This is a genomic window from Thauera humireducens (genome assembly GCF_001051995.2).
Classification (GTDB): Bacteria; Pseudomonadota; Gammaproteobacteria; order Burkholderiales; family Rhodocyclaceae; genus Thauera; species Thauera humireducens.
This window is the reverse complement of the sequence record NZ_CP014646.1, coordinates 54,861-71,120: the sequence shown is the minus strand read 5'-3', so window position 1 is coordinate 71,120 and position 16,260 is coordinate 54,861. Positions and strand designations below refer to the sequence as shown.

Genomic DNA, 16,260 nt, shown 5'->3' with positions numbered 1-16,260 from the left:
GATTCCGTGGTGTACTGAAGTCGGGCCAAGCCTCAAGTTCTCAGCATCGGCGCCGATGAAGCACTTGAACGGAATGGCTCCCGCCCCTGTTCGCCCCACTGGATGTCGGTCAGCGAAGCATCAAGATGCATCGCCCTTGACCAAAAAAATTCGCCAAAAAATGCTTTTTTCATAGACAGCCCCTCTGCGCAATGAAAACGATTTTCCTGGTTGACGACTCCGCCACCATCCTCCTGTCCATCTCCGGCATCCTGAGCAAGGCCGGTTACGCGGTCGAGAAGGCACCCAGTGCACTGGACGCCCTCAAGAAGTTCCAGGCCGGCGTCAAGGTCGACCTGCTGATCACCGACTTGAACATGCCCGGCATGAACGGCATCGAGTTCATCAAGGAGGTGCGCAAGCTGCCGAACTATCGCTTCATGCCGATCCTGTTCCTCACCACCGAATCGCAGCAGTCGAAGAAGGCCGAGGCCAAGGCGGCGGGCGCCTCCGGCTGGATCGTCAAGCCCGCCTCGGCCGACGAGTTGCTCAATACCATCAAGCTCGTCATCCGCTGACCATGAGTTCCTCGACCTTCCTGCGCCGCTCGGTGTTGATGATGATTGCCATCGCGGTGGCAACCGGCCTCACCGTGTATCTCCTGAACACCTGGTTCAACGGCACCTTCCTGCCCTCAATCGGCATCTCGCAGCCCCTGGGCAACGCGTTTGGCTCGATACTGGTCGTGGTGGCGTCCTTCTTTGGCGTGCGTGTGGTCTCGCTCGCCTTCTTTCGCGACCAGGCGTTCGGGCAGGGGCAAAAGCTCGAGGATCTGTCCCACCTGCGCGACCGGAATGAACAGGTCATTCGCGAGATCGCCAAGGAATTGCGTTCCGTGCCCGCATTCAGCGCGGTGCTTCGCAAGCAGCTCGGCTCGGTCGTGGAACAGACTGAAGAAGCGGCCAACAGTATCGGCGCACGCCTGCAGACGATCGACACGGTCGTCGAGCGGCTCAACACCTTCGTCGCCGATCGCTCCAACGAGTCCGCCGAGCTGGTGCATGACTCCGAAGTCCGTATCCAGAACAATCAGAAACTGATCGCCCGCATGCAGGAGTACATCGAATTCCGCATTCGCGAGGCGCGTGAGGACCAGGCCAGCGTGGCACAGGTGGTGAAGGAGGCCCGCTCGCTCGAATCCCTCACCCGGCTGATCAAGGACATTGCCGACCAGACCAACCTGCTGGCCCTGAACGCGGCAATAGAGGCTGCGCGTGCAGGCGAGGCGGGACGCGGTTTCGCCGTCGTCGCCGACGAGGTCCGCAAGCTTTCGAGCGAAACCGAGAAGGCCGTGCTCTCGATCAACCAGGGCATCCAGGGCGTCGCCAACACGATCGAGACCCAGCTCGAAGAGAAGCTCAACTCATCCGACCTGGGTGAAGAGCGCAAGGCGCTGAACCAGTTCGCGGACCAGCTCGCCGAGCTGGGCCGCAGCTACGAGGACATCCTGCGCACCCAGTCCTCGGCCATGGATACGGTACGCCAGAGCAGCGAGGAGCTGGCATCGATGTTCATGGACGCCCTGGCCAGTGTGCAGTTCCAGGACGTAACGCGGCAGCAGATCGAGCACACATCGGACGCGATCATCAAGCTCGACCAGCATCTGGCCGCGCTTGCCGAACGGCTGGAGCAAAGCGACAACCCCAGCTTTTCCTACACGCCCCTCGCCGAGCACCTGGACGAGATCTATTCGCACTACGTGATGGACCAGCAGCGCAACACCCATGACGAAGCCATCGGCAGGTCTTCGTCGGCACGGGGCGCCAACTCCAAGATCGAACTGTTCTGAGGCGGATCATGGCCACACGCAAGAAGAACGCCGCCAAGCGCATCGCCATCGGCGAAGACATGACCATCTACAACGCCGCGGTACAGAAGCAGGCCCTGATCGACGCCCTCGCGGCAGGCCAGCGGCTGGAAATCGACCTGTCCGCCGTGGGCGAGATCGATACCGCCGGCTTCCAGTTGCTGATGCTGGTGAAGCGCGAAGCACGCCGGCTGGGCAAGGAGGCACAGATCGTCGCCCACAGCGAAGCCGTGCGCGAAGTGATCGACTTCTACAACATGGCGGCGGAATTCGGCGATCCCCTGCTGATCCCGGCCCACAAGGCTTGAGCGGAGACCGAGCGAACCATGGACGAAATCACCTCCGTCTTCGTCACCGAAAGTCGCGAACAACTCGCCGCGCTCGAATCGGCGCTGCTGCAGCTCGAAGACAACCCGGACGATAGCGACACCCTGAACGCGATCTTCCGCAGCGCCCACACCATCAAGGGCGGCGCGGGCGTCATCGAATGCGACTACATCGTGGCATTCACGCACGTGGTCGAGAACGTGCTCGACAAGCTGCGCAATCGTGAGATCACGCTCGACAGCGATCTCATCGCGCTGCTGCTCGCCTGCGGCGACCACATGGGCCACCTGCTCGGCGTTCTCGTCTCCGGCGCAAACGGCCCGGACGAAGATCTCGCTGCAGAAGGCGAAGCCCTGCTCAAGCGCCTGCAGCGCGACCCGGGCACGGCCGAATCGCCCTCCGGACCGCCCGCCGCCATCGCGCCGCCGATCGAGTCGAGCGGCGGCAGTGCTGTGGAAACCGACTGCTGGCACATCTCGCTGCGCTTCGGCCCCGACGTGCTGCGCAACGGCATGGACCCGCTCAGCTTCCTGCGTTATCTGTCCACCATCGGCCGCATCGAGCGCCTCGAGACCATGGCCGACGCCATGCCGAATGCCGACGAGATGGACCCCGAGAGCTGCTATCTCGGCTTCGAGATCAGCTTCTCGTCCACGGCGGACAAGGCGGCCATCGAACGCGTGTTCGACTTCGTGCGCGACGAATGCACGCTCAACATCCTGCCGCCGCACAGCCGTCTGACCGATTACATCGCGCTGATCAGCGCGCTGCCCGAGGACACGATGCGCCTGGGCGAAATCCTGGTGAAGGTCGGCGCGCTCACGCAGGGCGAACTGGACAGTGGCCTGGCCGAACAGAGCGCCCCCCAGCCCGCCGAGGACGCCCCCGACGAGGCCACGGTCGCGGAGCCGCAACCGCTCGGTGAGATCCTCGTCGAGCACAAGGCGGTGCAGCCCGAACTCGTCGAAGCGGCGGTCGCCAAGCAGAAGCAGGTCACCGAGAAAAAGGCGGCCGAGGCGCGCCTGATCCGCATCCAGGCCGACAAGCTCGACTGCCTGATCGACCACCTCGTCGGCGAACTCGTCATCGCCGGCGCCAGCGTCAGCCTGCTGGCCGGCAAGACCGGGCTCGGCGAACTGATCGAAGCCACCTCGCTGACCGGCCGCCTGGTCGAGAGCATTCGCGATGCCGCCCTGCAGCTGCGCATGGTCCAGATCGGCGAGACCTTCAACCGCTTCCACCGCGTCGTGCGCGACACCTCGCGCGAGATGGGCAAGGAGGTGGAGCTGGTCATCAGCGGCGGCGAGACCGAGCTCGACAAGTCGATGGTGGAGAAGATCGGCGACCCGCTCATGCACCTGGTGCGCAACGCGATGGATCACGGGCTGGAGCTGCCGTCGGTGCGCGAGGCCAATGGCAAGGCCGCGCGCGGCCGCCTCGAACTCACGGCCTGCCACGACTCCGGCAGCATCGTCATCGAAGTGGCGGATGACGGCGCAGGCCTCAACCGCGACCGCATCCTCGCCAAGGCCGTCGAGCGCGGTATCGTCCAGCCCGGACAGGCCCTGACCGATACCGAGGTCTTCAACCTGATCTTCGAGCCCGGCTTCTCCACTGCGGAGAAGGTGACCAACATCTCGGGGCGGGGCGTCGGCATGGACGTCGTGCGCCGCAACATCCAGGGCCTTCGCGGCAGCGTCGACGTCAGCTCCGAACCGGGCAAGGGCTCGCGCTTCGCGATTCGCCTGCCGCTGACGCTCGCGATCATCGACGGCTTCCTGGTCGGCGTGGGCAACGCCGCCTATGTGATCCCGCTCGACAGCGTGGTCGAGTGCATCGAGCTTGCCGTCGACGGCAGCGGACGCGACTACGTCAACCTGCGGGGCGAAGTGCTGCCGCTGGTGCGCCTACGCCAGCTGTTTGCCATCTCGGGCGAAGCGCCCGCGCGCCAGAACGTCGTCGTCGTGCAGTATGCCGGGGTGAAGTCGGGCATCGTAGTGGACCAGCTGATGGGCGAATTCCAGACCGTCATCAAGCCGCTCGGCAGCATCTTCCGCAACATTCGCGGCATCGGCGGCTCGACCATCCTCGGCAGCGGCGAGGTCGCCCTGATCCTCGACGTCCAGGCACTCGTGAAACGCTGCGCCAACAACGAGGCCCAGCTCATCCCCACTTCCTCAGGCCCGCGCGCACTGCCGACCGGCGCGCAGCCTTGAAGCATTCCAACGCCCTGTTGCTCTCCCCAGCCTTCCCTTGGAGCTCGTCATGAAGAACCTGAAAATCGGCATCCGGCTTGGTATCGGTTTTGCCGTCGTCCTGACGCTGCTGGTCGCGATTGCCATCCTAGGCAGCCTGCGGCTCAGCAATCTGCAGACTGAAATTACCGACATGGTGAGCGACAAGAACGTCAAGCTCGCGACCTCGAACGAGATGATCGCGTCCATCGATCTGATCGGCATGCTCCATAGGAACATGCTGATCATGCGCGGGGATGAGGACATCCGTGGATTCACCCAGACCGTCACCGAAGAGCGGGCCAAACTCCTCAAGAACCTGGAGGGCCTCGAGAAGCTATCCTACGGTGATGAGGGTAAACGTTTGCTTAACGGGATCAGGTCTGCCCGGCAAGCCTTCCTCGGCATTCAGCAGGAATTCGAAAGGCTGATCCAGCAGCGCGACTTCGACCAAGCCATCTCGGTGTTTTCTGCAACCTACCGTCCGGCTTTCCTCACTTACCTCGACGCGCTCAAGCAATTTATCGCCTATCAAACGCAGCTAACACAGGAAACGGGCCGCAAGGCGGAGGCGCTCGGAGCGCAATCCGTAATGCTACTGGTTGGTCTAGCCCTTACCGCGCTGCTGATCGGAATCGTGTTCGCAATCTTCATTACACGTTCAATCACCCGCCCGGTGAGCGAGGTGAGTGCGGCCGCGAAGAAGATGGCCCAGGGCGACTTCAATTTCGAGCTCAAGTCGGACGCCAAGGACGAGGTCGGCGACGTCGTGCGCGCGGTCGCCGACGTGCAGGCCAGTATCAAGACCATGATCGCCGACGCCGGCATGCTGTCCGAGGCCGCCGTGGCCGGCAAGCTGGCCACCCGGGCGGACGCCAGCAAGCACCAGGGCGACTTCCGCCGGATCGTCCAGGGCGTCAATGACACCCTGGACGCCGTCATCGGGCCGCTGAACGTCGCCGCCGACTACGTCGACCGCATCGCCAAGGGCGCCATCCCGGCCCGGATCACCGACCCCTACAACGGTGACTTCAACACCCTCAAGAACAACCTCAACACCGCCATCGACGCCATCAACGCCCTGGTGGCCGACGCCGGCATGCTCTCCCGGGCCGCCGTCGAGGGCAAGCTGGCCACCCGCGCCGACGCCGCCAGGCATCAGGGCGACTACGCGCGCATCGTGCAGGGCGTCAATGACACGCTCGACGCCGTCATCGGGCCGCTCAACGTCGCCGCCGACTACGTCGACCGCATCGCCCGCGGCGCCATCCCGGCGCGGATCACCGACAGCTACAACGGCGACTTCAACACCATCAAGAACAACCTCAACACCTGTATCGACGCCGTCAACGAGCTGGTCGCCGATGCGGTGATGCTCGCCCAGGCGGCCGTCGAGGGGCGTCTGGAGACCCGCGCCGATGCCACCAAGCACCAGGGCGACTACCGCCGCATCGTCGAAGGCGTCAATGCCACCCTCGATGCCGTCATCGCGCCGATCAACGAGGTCAAGCGCGTCATGGTCGCGCTCTCCGGCGGCGACCTGACCCAGAAGATCACCGACAACTACGCCGGCGACTTCCAGGTGCTGCAGAACGCGGTCAATGACTCCATGGACAAGCTCGCCGAGATCATCGAGCAGGTCCGCGGCGCCGCCGACGCGCTCACCAACGCCGCCGGACAGGTCTCGGCCACCGCACAGAGCCTGTCCCAGTCCTCCTCCGAGCAGGCCGCCAGCGTCGAGGAAACCTCGGCCTCGATCGAGCAGATGAGCGCCTCGATCAACCAGAACTCCGAGAACGCCAAGATCACCGACGCCATGGCCAGCAAGTCCTCGGCCGAGGCCGGCGAAGGCGGCGAGGCGGTCAAGTCGACCGTCCAGGCGATGAAGAACATCGCCGGCAAGATCGGCATCATCGACGACATCGCCTACCAGACCAACCTGCTCGCCTTGAACGCCGCCATCGAAGCGGCGCGTGCCGGCGAACACGGCAAGGGCTTCGCGGTGGTCGCGGCCGAAGTGCGCAAGCTCGCCGAACGCAGCCAGGTCGCCGCGCAGGAGATCGGCGAACTGGCCGGCAACTCGGTGCATCTGGCCGAGCGCGCGGGCAAGCTGCTCGACGAGATGGTGCCCTCGATCAACAAGACCTCCGACCTGGTGCAGGAGATCGCCTCCGCCAGCCAGGAGCAGACCGCCGGCGTCGGACAGATCAACAACGCCATGGGCCAGCTCAACAAGGCCACCCAGCAGAACGCCTCCGCCTCCGAGGAGCTCGCCGCCACCGCCGAAGAGCTCGGCGGACAGGCCGGGCAGCTGCAGGAGCTGATGGGCTTCTTCTCACTTGCCGGCAATCAGGCCGAGAAGCGCTTTGCCCGCAGCGCCGCGGCGAAACCCGCGTCGCTCTCCGGCGCACAGTCCCAGCGTGCAGCGCCCAAGCCTGCCCGCAGCGCCGGCCGCATGTTGACGGGCAAGCCGGTCAGCTTCAACGAAAGCGATTTCGAAAAATTCTGAGCGTGTGCCAGACAGCAGGAGCCAGGCCATGAGCCAGAGCCTTACCACCACGAACAAGCAGCAGCTTGCAGGCGCTGCGGACAACAGTCCGCAGCAATACCTCACCTTCAGCCTGGGCGGCGAGGTGTTCGCCCTCGGCATCCTCAACGTCAAGGAAATCATCGAGTTCGGCAACATCACCGAGATTCCGATGATGCCGGCCTTCATCCGCGGCGTGATCAACCTGCGCGGCGCGGTCGTGCCCGTGATCGACCTGTCGGCCCGCTTCGGCGGGGCGGCATCGACGGTGTCGCGCCGCACCTGCATCGTGATCGTCGAGCTGGGCAGTGGCGACGACCGGCAGGATCTGGGCGTGATCGTTGATGCCGTGAACGAGGTGCTGGAAATTCCCCGCGCCGACATCGAACCACCGCCAAGTTTCGGCGCCAAGATCCGCGCCGATTTCATCCAGGGCATGGGCAAGGTGGCAGGCACCTTCGTGATCATCCTCAACGTCGACAGAGTGCTGTCGACCGAAGAGATCGCCATGCTCACGGGCATCAACGGCGAACAGACTGGCGAAGACCAGTGACGGTCTGCGCCCCGTCACGACGGGGCGCACCGCTTCATGAACAACGAGCACATCGACATGAGCACAAAATCCTACGGCTGGCGCTCGATTCGCCTGCGCCTTTTCCTGCTTTTTGCATTCGTCATCGCGGCAGTGCTGTTCTACGCCCTGCTGGATGTGGGCACGCAATGGCAGACACGCGAGGCGATGACGCGGGGCCAGCTTTACAGTGCCTTGTCGGTGCGCATCAACGGCGTGGTGCACGAGCTGCAGAAGGAGCGCGGGATGTCTGCCGGCTTCATCGGCTCGCGTGGCGCCCGCTTCCGCTCCGAACTGGCGACACAGCACGGCGACACCGACAAGGCACGCGCTGCCCTGGACGGCTGGCTGGGTGAAGCAGACCCCGCGGTGCTGGGTTCCGCCATGATGGAGGCGGTATCCGCAGCGCAGAAACGCCTGTCCGAACTGCAGGACACGCGCGCCAAGGTGAGCGGCCTGTCGATCGCCGGCCCCGAGTCCTTCGCCTTCTACACCAGCACGATCGAGCAGCTTGTCAAAGGTCTGGAGATTGCAGCCAACGCGGCCGAGGACGTCGGGCTGGCGCGTGGCATGACGGCCTATCTGATGTTCGTGCGCGCCAAGGAAGAGGCCGGCCGGGAACGCGCGTCCATCAACGGACTGTTCGCGGCGAACAGTCCGGCCGACGTTGCCCTGCACCGTCGCATCATCACCATCCTGACGACGCAGGAGACTTACCTGTCCACTTTCCGCTCCATGGCACCCAAGGCCTGGAACGATGCGCTGCAGGCCGTTCTGGACAGCGAACCCGGCCGTGCAACCGCAGCCATGCGCCAGGTCGCGCTCGAACGCATGGACACCGGCACCTTCGGCGTCGAGCCGACCAACTGGTTCGGCACCATCACCCTCAAGATCGACCTGCTCAAGGTCGAGGAAGATCGCATCGCCAAGACCTTGATGGATCAGGCCGACGCCCTGCGTGGAGCATCATCGACCCGGTTCTTCATTTCGCTCGCGATGACGGGCGCGGTGCTGATCGTGGCCATTCTCTTCGGTCTGCAGGTGACCGGCGTATTGCGGGGCATGCGTAGCAACGCGGCGATCGCGCACCGCATCGCCCTCGGCCAGCTGGACGAGAAGATCGAGGTGCAGAATCAGAACGAACTCGGCGAAATCGAACATGCGCTCGCCGAAGTGCAGTCCAACCTGCACGCCATGATCGACGACGCAGCCATGCTTTCGCAGGCCGCCGTCGAAGGGCGCCTGAGCACGCGTGCCGACGCCTCGCGCCACCTGGGGGATTACCAGCGCATTGTGGAAGGCGTGAACACCACGCTGGACGCCGTCATCGGGCCGCTGAACGTGGCCGCCGACTACGTCGACCGCATCGCCAAGGGCGCCATCCCGGCCCGGATCACCGACCCCTACAACGGTGACTTCAACACCCTCAAGAACAACCTCAACACCGCCATCGACGCCATCAACGCCCTGGTGGCCGACGCCGGCATGCTCTCCCGGGCCGCCGTCGAGGGCAAGCTGGCCACCCGCGCCGACGCCGCCAGGCATCAGGGCGACTACGCGCGCATCGTGCAGGGCGTCAATGACACGCTCGACGCCGTCATCGGACCGCTCAACGTCGCCGCCGACTACGTCGACCGCATCGCCCGCGGCGCCATCCCGGCGCGGATCACCGACAGCTACAACGGCGACTTCAACACCATCAAGAACAACCTCAACACCTGTATCGACGCCGTCAACGAGCTGGTCGCCGATGCGGTGATGCTCGCCCAGGCGGCCGTCGAGGGGCGTCTGGAGACCCGCGCCGACGCCACCAAGCACCAGGGCGACTACCGCCGCATCGTCGAAGGCGTCAATTCGACCCTCGATGCCGTCATCGCGCCGATCAACGAGGTCAAGCGCGTCATGGTCGCGCTCTCCGGCGGCGACCTGACCCAGAAGATCACCGACAACTACGCCGGCGACTTCCAGGTGCTGCAGAACGCGGTCAATGACTCCATGGACAAGCTCGCCGAGATCATCGAGCAGGTCCGTGGCGCCGCCGACGCGCTCACCAACGCCGCCGGACAGGTCTCGGCCACCGCACAGAGCCTGTCCCAGTCCTCCTCCGAGCAGGCCGCCAGCGTCGAGGAAACCTCGGCCTCGATCGAGCAGATGAGCGCCTCGATCAACCAGAACTCCGAGAACGCCAAGATCACCGACGCCATGGCCAGCAAGTCCTCGGCCGAGGCCGGCGAAGGCGGCGAGGCGGTCAAGTCGACCGTCCAGGCGATGAAGAACATCGCCGGCAAGATCGGCATCATCGACGACATCGCCTACCAGACCAACCTGCTCGCCTTGAACGCCGCCATCGAAGCGGCGCGTGCCGGCGAACACGGCAAGGGCTTCGCGGTGGTCGCGGCCGAAGTGCGCAAGCTCGCCGAACGCAGCCAGGTCGCCGCGCAGGAGATCGGCGAACTGGCCGGCAACTCGGTGCATCTGGCCGAGCGCGCGGGCAAGCTGCTCGACGAGATGGTGCCCTCGATCAACAAGACCTCCGACCTGGTGCAGGAGATCGCCTCCGCCAGCCAGGAGCAGACCGCCGGCGTCGGACAGATCAACAACGCCATGGGCCAGCTCAACAAGGCCACCCAGCAGAACGCCTCCGCCTCCGAGGAGCTCGCCGCCACCGCCGAAGAGCTCGGCGGACAGGCCGGGCAGCTGCAGGAGCTGATGGATTTCTTCTCGCTGCCCGAGTCCCAGGCACGCACGTACGCATGAACGGCTTAGCCACCGCCACCATGATCGACTGGCACAACATGTCTCCGCAGGAGGTTGAACGCCGGGCGCAGAACATCTCGCCCGGCGAATGGGCCGTCGACATGCAGCGGCCGATCGCCACCCTGCTCGGCTCCTGCGTAGCGGTCTGCATGTTCGATCCGGCCGTCGGTGTCGGCGGGATGAACCACTTCATGCTGCCCAACATGCGCAAGCGCGAAGGCGGCGTGGACGTCGATTCGCTGCTGTCGGGCGACTATGCGATGGAAGTGCTGCTGAACGGTATCGTTCAGCGCGGCGGCGCCCGCCACCGACTCAAGGCCAAGGCGTTTGGCGGCGGCACCATCATCAGCGGCATCGCCGCGTCGGGCATCGGCAAACGCAATGTGGATTTCGCCCGGGAATGGCTGGCGCGCGAAGGCATCGAGCTGGTGTCCTCGGACTTTCTTGGCGCCTGCTCGCGCAAGGTGCTGTTCGTGCCCGCCACCGGCGACGCCTACTGCCGGCGCATGACCACGACCATGGCTACCGCCCAGGAGGTGGCGGTCGCCGAGCAAGCCTATGCGGAGTCGCTGAAGCGCCCGCCCCCCAAGTCCAACGTCGAGCTGTTCTGAGTGCAGAGCCCCGCCCAAAGCATAGACAACCATGGCGTCAGCGACCAGGAATTCGCCCTGTTTCGCAAACTGATCTACCGCCTCGCCGGCATCAACATGGCCGACAGCAAGAAGCCCCTGCTGGCCGGCCGCCTGTCGCGCCGGCTGCGGCATTTCGAGCTGGACAGTTTCGGTGCCTATTACAAGCTGGTGACCAGCGACGAGCACCGTGACGAGTTGCAGTTGATGGTCGACCTGCTGACCACCAACGAAACGTATTTCTTCCGCGAAGCCGCGCATTTCGACTTCCTGCAGAGCTTTGCCGCCAGCCGGCGAGGCCGTCCGTTCCGGGTCTGGAGCGGTGCCTCGTCCAGCGGCGAGGAACCCTACACCATCGCCATGGTGCTGGCCGAGACGCTCGGCCTGGCGGCCGACTGGGAGGTCGTCGCCTCCGACATCAGCCTGAGCATCCTCGAGAAGGCGCAGACCGGGCTCTACCCGATGGAGCGCGGCAAGGGCATTCCGCCGGAACTGCTGAAGAAGTACTGCCTCAAAGGGGTCCGCAGCCAGGACGGCAACTTCCTGGTCGTTCCCAAGCTGCGCGAGCGTGTGGAGTTTCGCCACATCAACCTGATCGCCCCGGAAACCCGCGACCTTGGGCAGTTCGACCTCATCTTCCTGCGCAACGTAATGATCTATTTCGACAATGAAACCAAGCGCAAGGTCGTTGCCAACATGGTGCCGCACCTGCGTGAGGACGGCATCTTCATCATCGGTCATTCCGAAACACTCACCGGCGTGACGGACCAGCTGGCGACGATCCGCCCCACCTACTACTGCCGGCCGCACATGCTTGGACCCTTGAGCGCACACGGCAAGACGGGCCCGGCGCGCGCCCAGAGGCAAAGCCGATGAGCGCCAACATCAAGGTCATGATCGTTGACGACTCGGCCGTGGTGCGACAAACCGTGCGTCAGATGCTGGAACGCGAGCCCGGCATCGAGGTGATCGGCGCAGCATCGGACCCAGTCTTCGCGATGAGCCACATGCAACGCCAGTGGCCCGACGTCATCGTGCTCGATATCGAAATGCCGCGCATGGACGGCCTGACCTTCCTGAAGAAGATCATGACCGAACGCCCGACGCCGGTGGTGATCTGTTCCTCGCTCGCCGAAAGCGGTGCCGCAGCAACCATGCAGGCCCTGTCGGCCGGCGCGGTGGCCATCATCACGAAGCCCAGGATGGGCGTGAAGCAGTTTCTCGAAGACAGTGCCAACGACGTGGTGCAGGCCGTCAGGACAGCCGCCCGCGCCAATGCCGGCCGGCTGGCGGCCCGGGCGGCAACACCGCAGGCGCCGGCACCCAAGCTGAGTGCCGATGCCATCCTCGGAGCCGGTCTGGGCAGCGGATCGAACATGGTGCGCACCACCGAGCGCATCATCGCGATCGGCACGTCGACTGGCGGTACGCAGGCGCTGGAAGCGGTGCTTACGCGACTGCCGGCAGTCTGCCCCGGCATCGTCATCGTTCAGCACATGCCCGAGCGCTTCACCGCGATGTTCGCCGAGCGCCTCGACAGCCTGTGTGCGCTCCAGGTGCGGGAGGCGCGACACGGCGACCGCGTGGTGGCGGGCCGAGCGCTGATCGCGCCCGGTGGAAAGCACATGATGCTGGCGCGCAGCGGCGCGCAATACACGGTCGAGGTGGTCGATGGTCCGCTGATCAACCGCCACAGGCCGTCGGTGGATGTGCTCTTCCGCTCCTGCGCAAAGTTCGCAGGCAAGAACGCCGTCGGCGTCATCATGACCGGCATGGGGGACGACGGCGCGCGCGGGCTGAAGGAAATGCACGATGCGGGTGCGCCGACCATTGCCGAAGACGAATCAAGCTGCGTGGTATTCGGCATGCCGAAAGAAGCCATCCGCCTGGGCGCCGTCGACAGCGTCGTGCCGCTGGAGGGGATTCCTGAGGCAATCATGCGTGTGAATCGCTGAGGCCGCACCGCAGACCCGGCATACCCCCGTGCACCGGTGCGATGAAGGCACTGGCTGGCCGGACGTCCATCGCTCGTGCGCCAGCCGCCGTCGCCCAGCACAAGGAAGAACACACTCATCGCCGCCGCGACCTCGAACAGGCCGAGAAACAGGTCTGCGCCACGCGTGGGCGAAAAAAAAACGCGGAGCGTTCCGCGGTTTCTTCGCTTCCGTGGCGCCCTTGCCGGCGCCACGGGCGGATCGTTCGATCCGGATTACTTCTTGGCGGCAGCCAGGCCGTTGACGATTTCGGCCTTGGCCTCCTCGACGGTGCCCCAGCCCAGGACCTTGACCCACTTGCCCGGCTCGAGATCCTTGTAGTGCTCGAAGAAGTGCACGGTCTGCTTCATCAACAGCTCGGGCAGGTCGTCGGTGGTCTGGACCTTGTCGTACAGCGGGGTCAGCTTGGACACCGGCACGGCCACAACCTTGGCGTCGACACCGCCGTCATCTTCCATCTTCAGCACGCCGACAGGGCGGCAGCGGATGACGACACCCGGGGCGAGCGGGAAGGGGGTGACGACCAGCACGTCCACCGGGTCGCCGTCGCCGGCGATGGTGTGCGGCACGTAACCGTAGTTGAGCGGGTAACGCATCGAGGTGCCCATGAAGCGGTCGACGAACACCGCACCGCTGTCCTTGTCCACTTCAAACTTGATCGGATCGCCCTGCGCGGAGATCTCGATGATGACGTTGATGTCGTTCGGCACGTCCTTGCCGGCGCTGACCAGATCAAAACCCATGGTTCCCTCCCGTGGAAAATGTGCGCGGATTATAGGGGGAAACCGCAGTGTCTTGCACTGCATCATTGCCCCCCTTTCCGCGGCGGTCAGTGTCAGGTGGGCGAGTCGAAACCTGCGTTCTCCACCGCCTCGCGCAGCGCCTCCACGGACACCGTGGCCGGGTCGTACCGAACCGTCGCGGACGCGTCGGCCAGAGACACCTGCGCGTCCGTCACGCCGGGCAATGCCTTCAACACGCCGGTCACGTTCTTCACGCAGCCGCCGCAGCTCATGCCTTCGACCTTGATCGTCACTTCATTCATTTGCGTATCACTCCTTGGCAAAAAAGGGATTTTCTAGCGCCCCGCACGCCAGCGGCGCAGGAGCAGCGAATTGCTGACCACCGAAACCGAGCTCATCGCCATCGCCGCACCGGCGATCACCGGGTTTAGCATGCCCGCCGCCGCGAGCGGGATGCCGAGCACGTTGTAGATGAAGGCGAAGAACAGGTTCTGGCGGATCTTCGACAGTGTGGCGCGCGACAGGTCGATCGCGTCCGCCACGCCGTGCAGGCTGTTGCGCACCAGCGTGATGTCGGCGGCTTCCACCGCAACGTCGGCACCGACGCCGATGGCGAAGGAGACGTCGGCCGCAGCAAGCGCGGGCGCATCGTTGATGCCGTCGCCCGCCATGCCCACGCGCAGCGGCGTGTCGCTCCCTGCCTGGCGCAAGGCCTCGACCGCCGCGGCCTTGTCGCCCGGCAGTACGCCGGCACGCCAGTCGGTGATGCCGGTGTGGCGGGCAATGGCTTCGGCCGTGGCCGGATGGTCGCCGGTGAGCATCACCACACGCACGCCCTTGGCCTGCAGGCGCGCAACGGCCGCTGCCGAGTCATCGCGCACCCGGTCCGCCACGCCGATGAGTCCGGCGAACGCGCCATCGACCGCCACCGCAACCAGGGTCTTGCCCGCGGCGGCGAGATCATCGCTGACCGCCTCCGCCAGACCGATGCCCCGCTCCAGCAGGAAACGCGGCGAACCGAGCAGCACGGCCTGCACACCAACTTCGCCCCGGATCCGCCCCTCGATGCCCATGCCGCCGACGGCGTTGACCGCCTCGGTCGCCGGCAGGTCGAGTGCCTCGGCACGGGCAGCGGCCACGATGGCGGTGGCAATGGGATGGCCACTACCCTGTTCGAGCGCCGCGGCCACCGCCAGCAGGCGCGCGTGGGTCCAGCCGGCCGCTGGCACCACGTCGGTGACGGCCGGCAGGCCTTCCGTCAGGGTGCCGGTCTTGTCGACCGCCAGCACGCCGATACGCTCAGCCAGTTCCAGCGCCTCGGCGTTCTTCACCAGCATGCCGGCGCGTGCGCCCTGGCCAGTGCCGACCATGATCGCCGTCGGCGTCGCCAGACCGAGCGCGCACGGGCAGGCGATGACCAGCACCGCCACGGCGTTGATCAGCGCCTGCTGGAAGTCGCCGCTCGCCAGCCACCAGCCGGCGAAGGTCAGCAGCGCGATGGCGACCACGACCGGTACGAATACCGCGGCGATGCGATCGGCGAGGCGCTGCACCGGCGCCTTCGAGCCCTGCGCCTGCTCGACCAGACGGATGATGCCCGCAAGCAGCGTCTGCGCCCCGACGCCGGTGGCGCGGCAGCGCAGCAGGCCGTTGCCGTTGAGGGTGGCCGCGAACACCATGTCGCCGGCCTGCTTGTCGATCGGCAGGCTCTCGCCGGTCAGCATCGCCTCGTTCACGGCCGACTCGCCCTGCTCGACGACGCCGTCGACCGGCACCGCATCGCCCGGACGCAGCACGAACAGGTCGCCGGGCTGCAGCGATTCGACGGGCACTTCGAGCAGTTCGCCGTCGCGCTCGATGCGCGCCATCTTCGGCTGCAGGCGCAGCAAGGCATCAAGCGCCGCCGTGGTGCGGGCCTTGGCGCGCGCCTCCATCAGCTTGCCGAGCAGCACCAGGGTGATGATCATCGCCGAAGCCTCGAAGTACACGTGCAGGTCGTGGCGGTCGGCCAGCGTGACGACGAGGCTGTAGAAGTAGGCCATCGAGGTGCCGAGTGCGACCAGCACGTCCATGTTCGCGCCGCCGCCGCGCAGCGAGGCCCAGGCGCCGCGATAGAAGCGCGCACCGATCCAGAACTGCACCGGCGTCGCCAGCAGCAGTTGCAGCCAGCGCGGCACCAGATCGTGATGCACCTCGCCGCCGGGCCACAGGCCGAACATCGCCGGCATCTGCGCCGCCAGCGGCAGGCTCAGCACGGCCGCGATCCAGAAGTGGCGAAGTTCCACCCGCCACTCGGCCCGGTGGCGGGCGCGCTCGGCCTCGCGCGCAAGCTGGCGCGCGTCGCTGGCCTGGAAACCCGCGCGTTCGACCGCGGCCGTGGCCTGCGCCAGCGTCAACGCGCCGGGTGCGAAGTGCAACGTGGCGCGCTCGGTGGCGAGATTGACGCTCGCCTGCACGCCAGGCAAGCGGTTGAGCACCTTCTCCAGCCGTGTCGAGCAGGCAGCGCAGGTCATGCCGCCGATGGCCAGTTCGAGGGATTCGGTTGCCGCCGTGCGGGAAGCATCGGGCGGCGTGTTCAGCGTTGCGTGGGACATGGTTTCGGGTATTGCGCAAACATTCGACAAACGGCAGT

The 16,260-nt window shown here is 65.6% G+C and carries 14 protein-coding genes; 10 read left to right on the top strand and 4 right to left on the bottom strand.

The window, feature by feature from the left end; translation table 11 throughout:
* Positions 1-32 precede the first annotated feature (32 nt).
* Positions 33-173: a hypothetical protein gene (locus tag AC731_RS19730; RefSeq protein ID WP_156480626.1), complete on the bottom strand. Its 141-nt coding sequence runs from the start codon at positions 171-173 to the stop codon at positions 33-35.
* A gap of 18 nt (positions 174-191) precedes the next feature.
* Here AC731_RS19730 and AC731_RS00370 point away from each other — a divergent pair, with 18 nt between their 5' ends.
* From AC731_RS00370 to AC731_RS00325, 10 genes are read left to right on the top strand one after another with little or no spacing between them, the layout of a single operon-like run.
* A complete protein-coding gene (locus AC731_RS00370) occupies positions 192-557 on the top strand; it encodes a response regulator (protein ID WP_004264708.1) in 366 nt (121 codons plus the stop codon).
* Positions 558-559: 2 nt separating this feature from the next.
* Positions 560-1,828 carry a methyl-accepting chemotaxis protein gene (locus AC731_RS20355; protein ID WP_004264706.1) on the top strand — a complete coding sequence of 423 codons (1,269 nt, stop codon included), beginning with the start codon at positions 560-562 and terminating at the stop codon, positions 1,826-1,828.
* Between the two features lie 8 nt (positions 1,829-1,836).
* Positions 1,837-2,154, top strand: coding sequence for an STAS domain-containing protein (locus AC731_RS00360; protein ID WP_004264702.1), 318 nt, complete (start codon positions 1,837-1,839; stop codon positions 2,152-2,154).
* 18 nt (positions 2,155-2,172) lie between these two features.
* Positions 2,173-4,389, top strand: a complete 2,217-nt coding sequence (locus tag AC731_RS00355; RefSeq protein ID WP_048708604.1) for a chemotaxis protein CheA — start codon at positions 2,173-2,175, stop codon at positions 4,387-4,389.
* A 49-nt stretch (positions 4,390-4,438) separates the two neighbouring features.
* On the top strand, positions 4,439-6,916 hold the full coding sequence (locus tag AC731_RS00350) for a methyl-accepting chemotaxis protein (RefSeq protein WP_048708602.1): 2,478 nt from the start codon (positions 4,439-4,441) through the stop codon (positions 6,914-6,916).
* 28 nt (positions 6,917-6,944) lie between these two features.
* Positions 6,945-7,487: a chemotaxis protein CheW gene (locus AC731_RS00345; protein WP_004264687.1), complete on the top strand. Its 543-nt coding sequence runs from the start codon at positions 6,945-6,947 to the stop codon at positions 7,485-7,487.
* A 57-nt stretch (positions 7,488-7,544) separates the two neighbouring features.
* Entirely contained in the window at positions 7,545-10,262 is a 2,718-nt protein-coding gene (locus AC731_RS00340) for a methyl-accepting chemotaxis protein (protein ID WP_237266573.1), read from the top strand.
* A 20-nt stretch (positions 10,263-10,282) separates the two neighbouring features.
* Positions 10,283-10,873 carry a chemotaxis protein CheD gene (locus tag AC731_RS00335; protein WP_004264682.1) on the top strand — a complete coding sequence of 197 codons (591 nt, stop codon included), beginning with the start codon at positions 10,283-10,285 and terminating at the stop codon, positions 10,871-10,873.
* Positions 10,874-10,894: 21 nt separating this feature from the next.
* On the top strand, positions 10,895-11,767 hold the full coding sequence (locus AC731_RS00330; RefSeq protein WP_048710407.1) for a CheR family methyltransferase: 873 nt from the start codon (positions 10,895-10,897) through the stop codon (positions 11,765-11,767).
* Entirely contained in the window at positions 11,764-12,846 is a 1,083-nt protein-coding gene (locus AC731_RS00325; protein WP_004264678.1) for a protein-glutamate methylesterase/protein-glutamine glutaminase, read from the top strand. The genes AC731_RS00330 and AC731_RS00325 overlap by 4 nt, the downstream gene beginning before the upstream one ends.
* 254 nt (positions 12,847-13,100) lie before the next feature.
* On the opposite strand, the gene ppa is transcribed toward AC731_RS00325, so the two are convergent.
* The 3 genes from ppa to AC731_RS00310 all read right to left on the bottom strand — a co-directional run bounded on the left by ppa (position 13,101) and on the right by AC731_RS00310 (position 16,222).
* Positions 13,101-13,628, bottom strand: a complete 528-nt coding sequence (gene ppa, locus AC731_RS00320; protein WP_004264676.1) for an inorganic diphosphatase — start codon at positions 13,626-13,628, stop codon at positions 13,101-13,103.
* A gap of 92 nt (positions 13,629-13,720) precedes the next feature.
* Positions 13,721-13,930, bottom strand: a complete 210-nt coding sequence (locus AC731_RS00315) for a heavy-metal-associated domain-containing protein (protein WP_004264674.1) — start codon at positions 13,928-13,930, stop codon at positions 13,721-13,723.
* A gap of 33 nt (positions 13,931-13,963) precedes the next feature.
* Entirely contained in the window at positions 13,964-16,222 is a 2,259-nt protein-coding gene (locus AC731_RS00310; protein ID WP_048708597.1) for a heavy metal translocating P-type ATPase, read from the bottom strand.
* Positions 16,223-16,260 lie beyond the last annotated feature (38 nt).

Bases quoted from the DNA above. Each gene is read 5' to 3' on its own strand.
- AC731_RS00370 (WP_004264708.1), top strand. From the start codon at position 192: ATGAAAACGATTTTCCTGGTTGACGACTCCGCCACCATCCTCCTGTCC.
- AC731_RS00335 (WP_004264682.1), top strand. From the start codon at position 10,283: ATGATCGACTGGCACAACATGTCTCCGCAGGAGGTTGAACGCCGGGCG.
- AC731_RS00345 (WP_004264687.1), top strand. From the start codon at position 6,945: ATGAGCCAGAGCCTTACCACCACGAACAAGCAGCAGCTTGCAGGCGCT.
- AC731_RS00315 (WP_004264674.1), bottom strand. From the start codon at position 13,930: ATGAATGAAGTGACGATCAAGGTCGAAGGCATGAGCTGCGGCGGCTGC.
- AC731_RS00310 (WP_048708597.1), bottom strand. From the start codon at position 16,222: ATGTCCCACGCAACGCTGAACACGCCGCCCGATGCTTCCCGCACGGCG.
- AC731_RS00360 (WP_004264702.1), top strand. From the start codon at position 1,837: ATGGCCACACGCAAGAAGAACGCCGCCAAGCGCATCGCCATCGGCGAA.
- ppa (WP_004264676.1), bottom strand. From the start codon at position 13,628: ATGGGTTTTGATCTGGTCAGCGCCGGCAAGGACGTGCCGAACGACATC.
- AC731_RS00350 (WP_048708602.1), top strand. From the start codon at position 4,439: ATGAAGAACCTGAAAATCGGCATCCGGCTTGGTATCGGTTTTGCCGTC.
- AC731_RS00355 (WP_048708604.1), top strand. From the start codon at position 2,173: ATGGACGAAATCACCTCCGTCTTCGTCACCGAAAGTCGCGAACAACTC.
- AC731_RS19730 (WP_156480626.1), bottom strand. From the start codon at position 173: ATGAAAAAAGCATTTTTTGGCGAATTTTTTTGGTCAAGGGCGATGCAT.
- AC731_RS00340 (WP_237266573.1), top strand. From the start codon at position 7,545: ATGAGCACAAAATCCTACGGCTGGCGCTCGATTCGCCTGCGCCTTTTC.
- AC731_RS00325 (WP_004264678.1), top strand. From the start codon at position 11,764: ATGAGCGCCAACATCAAGGTCATGATCGTTGACGACTCGGCCGTGGTG.
- AC731_RS20355 (WP_004264706.1), top strand. From the start codon at position 560: ATGAGTTCCTCGACCTTCCTGCGCCGCTCGGTGTTGATGATGATTGCC.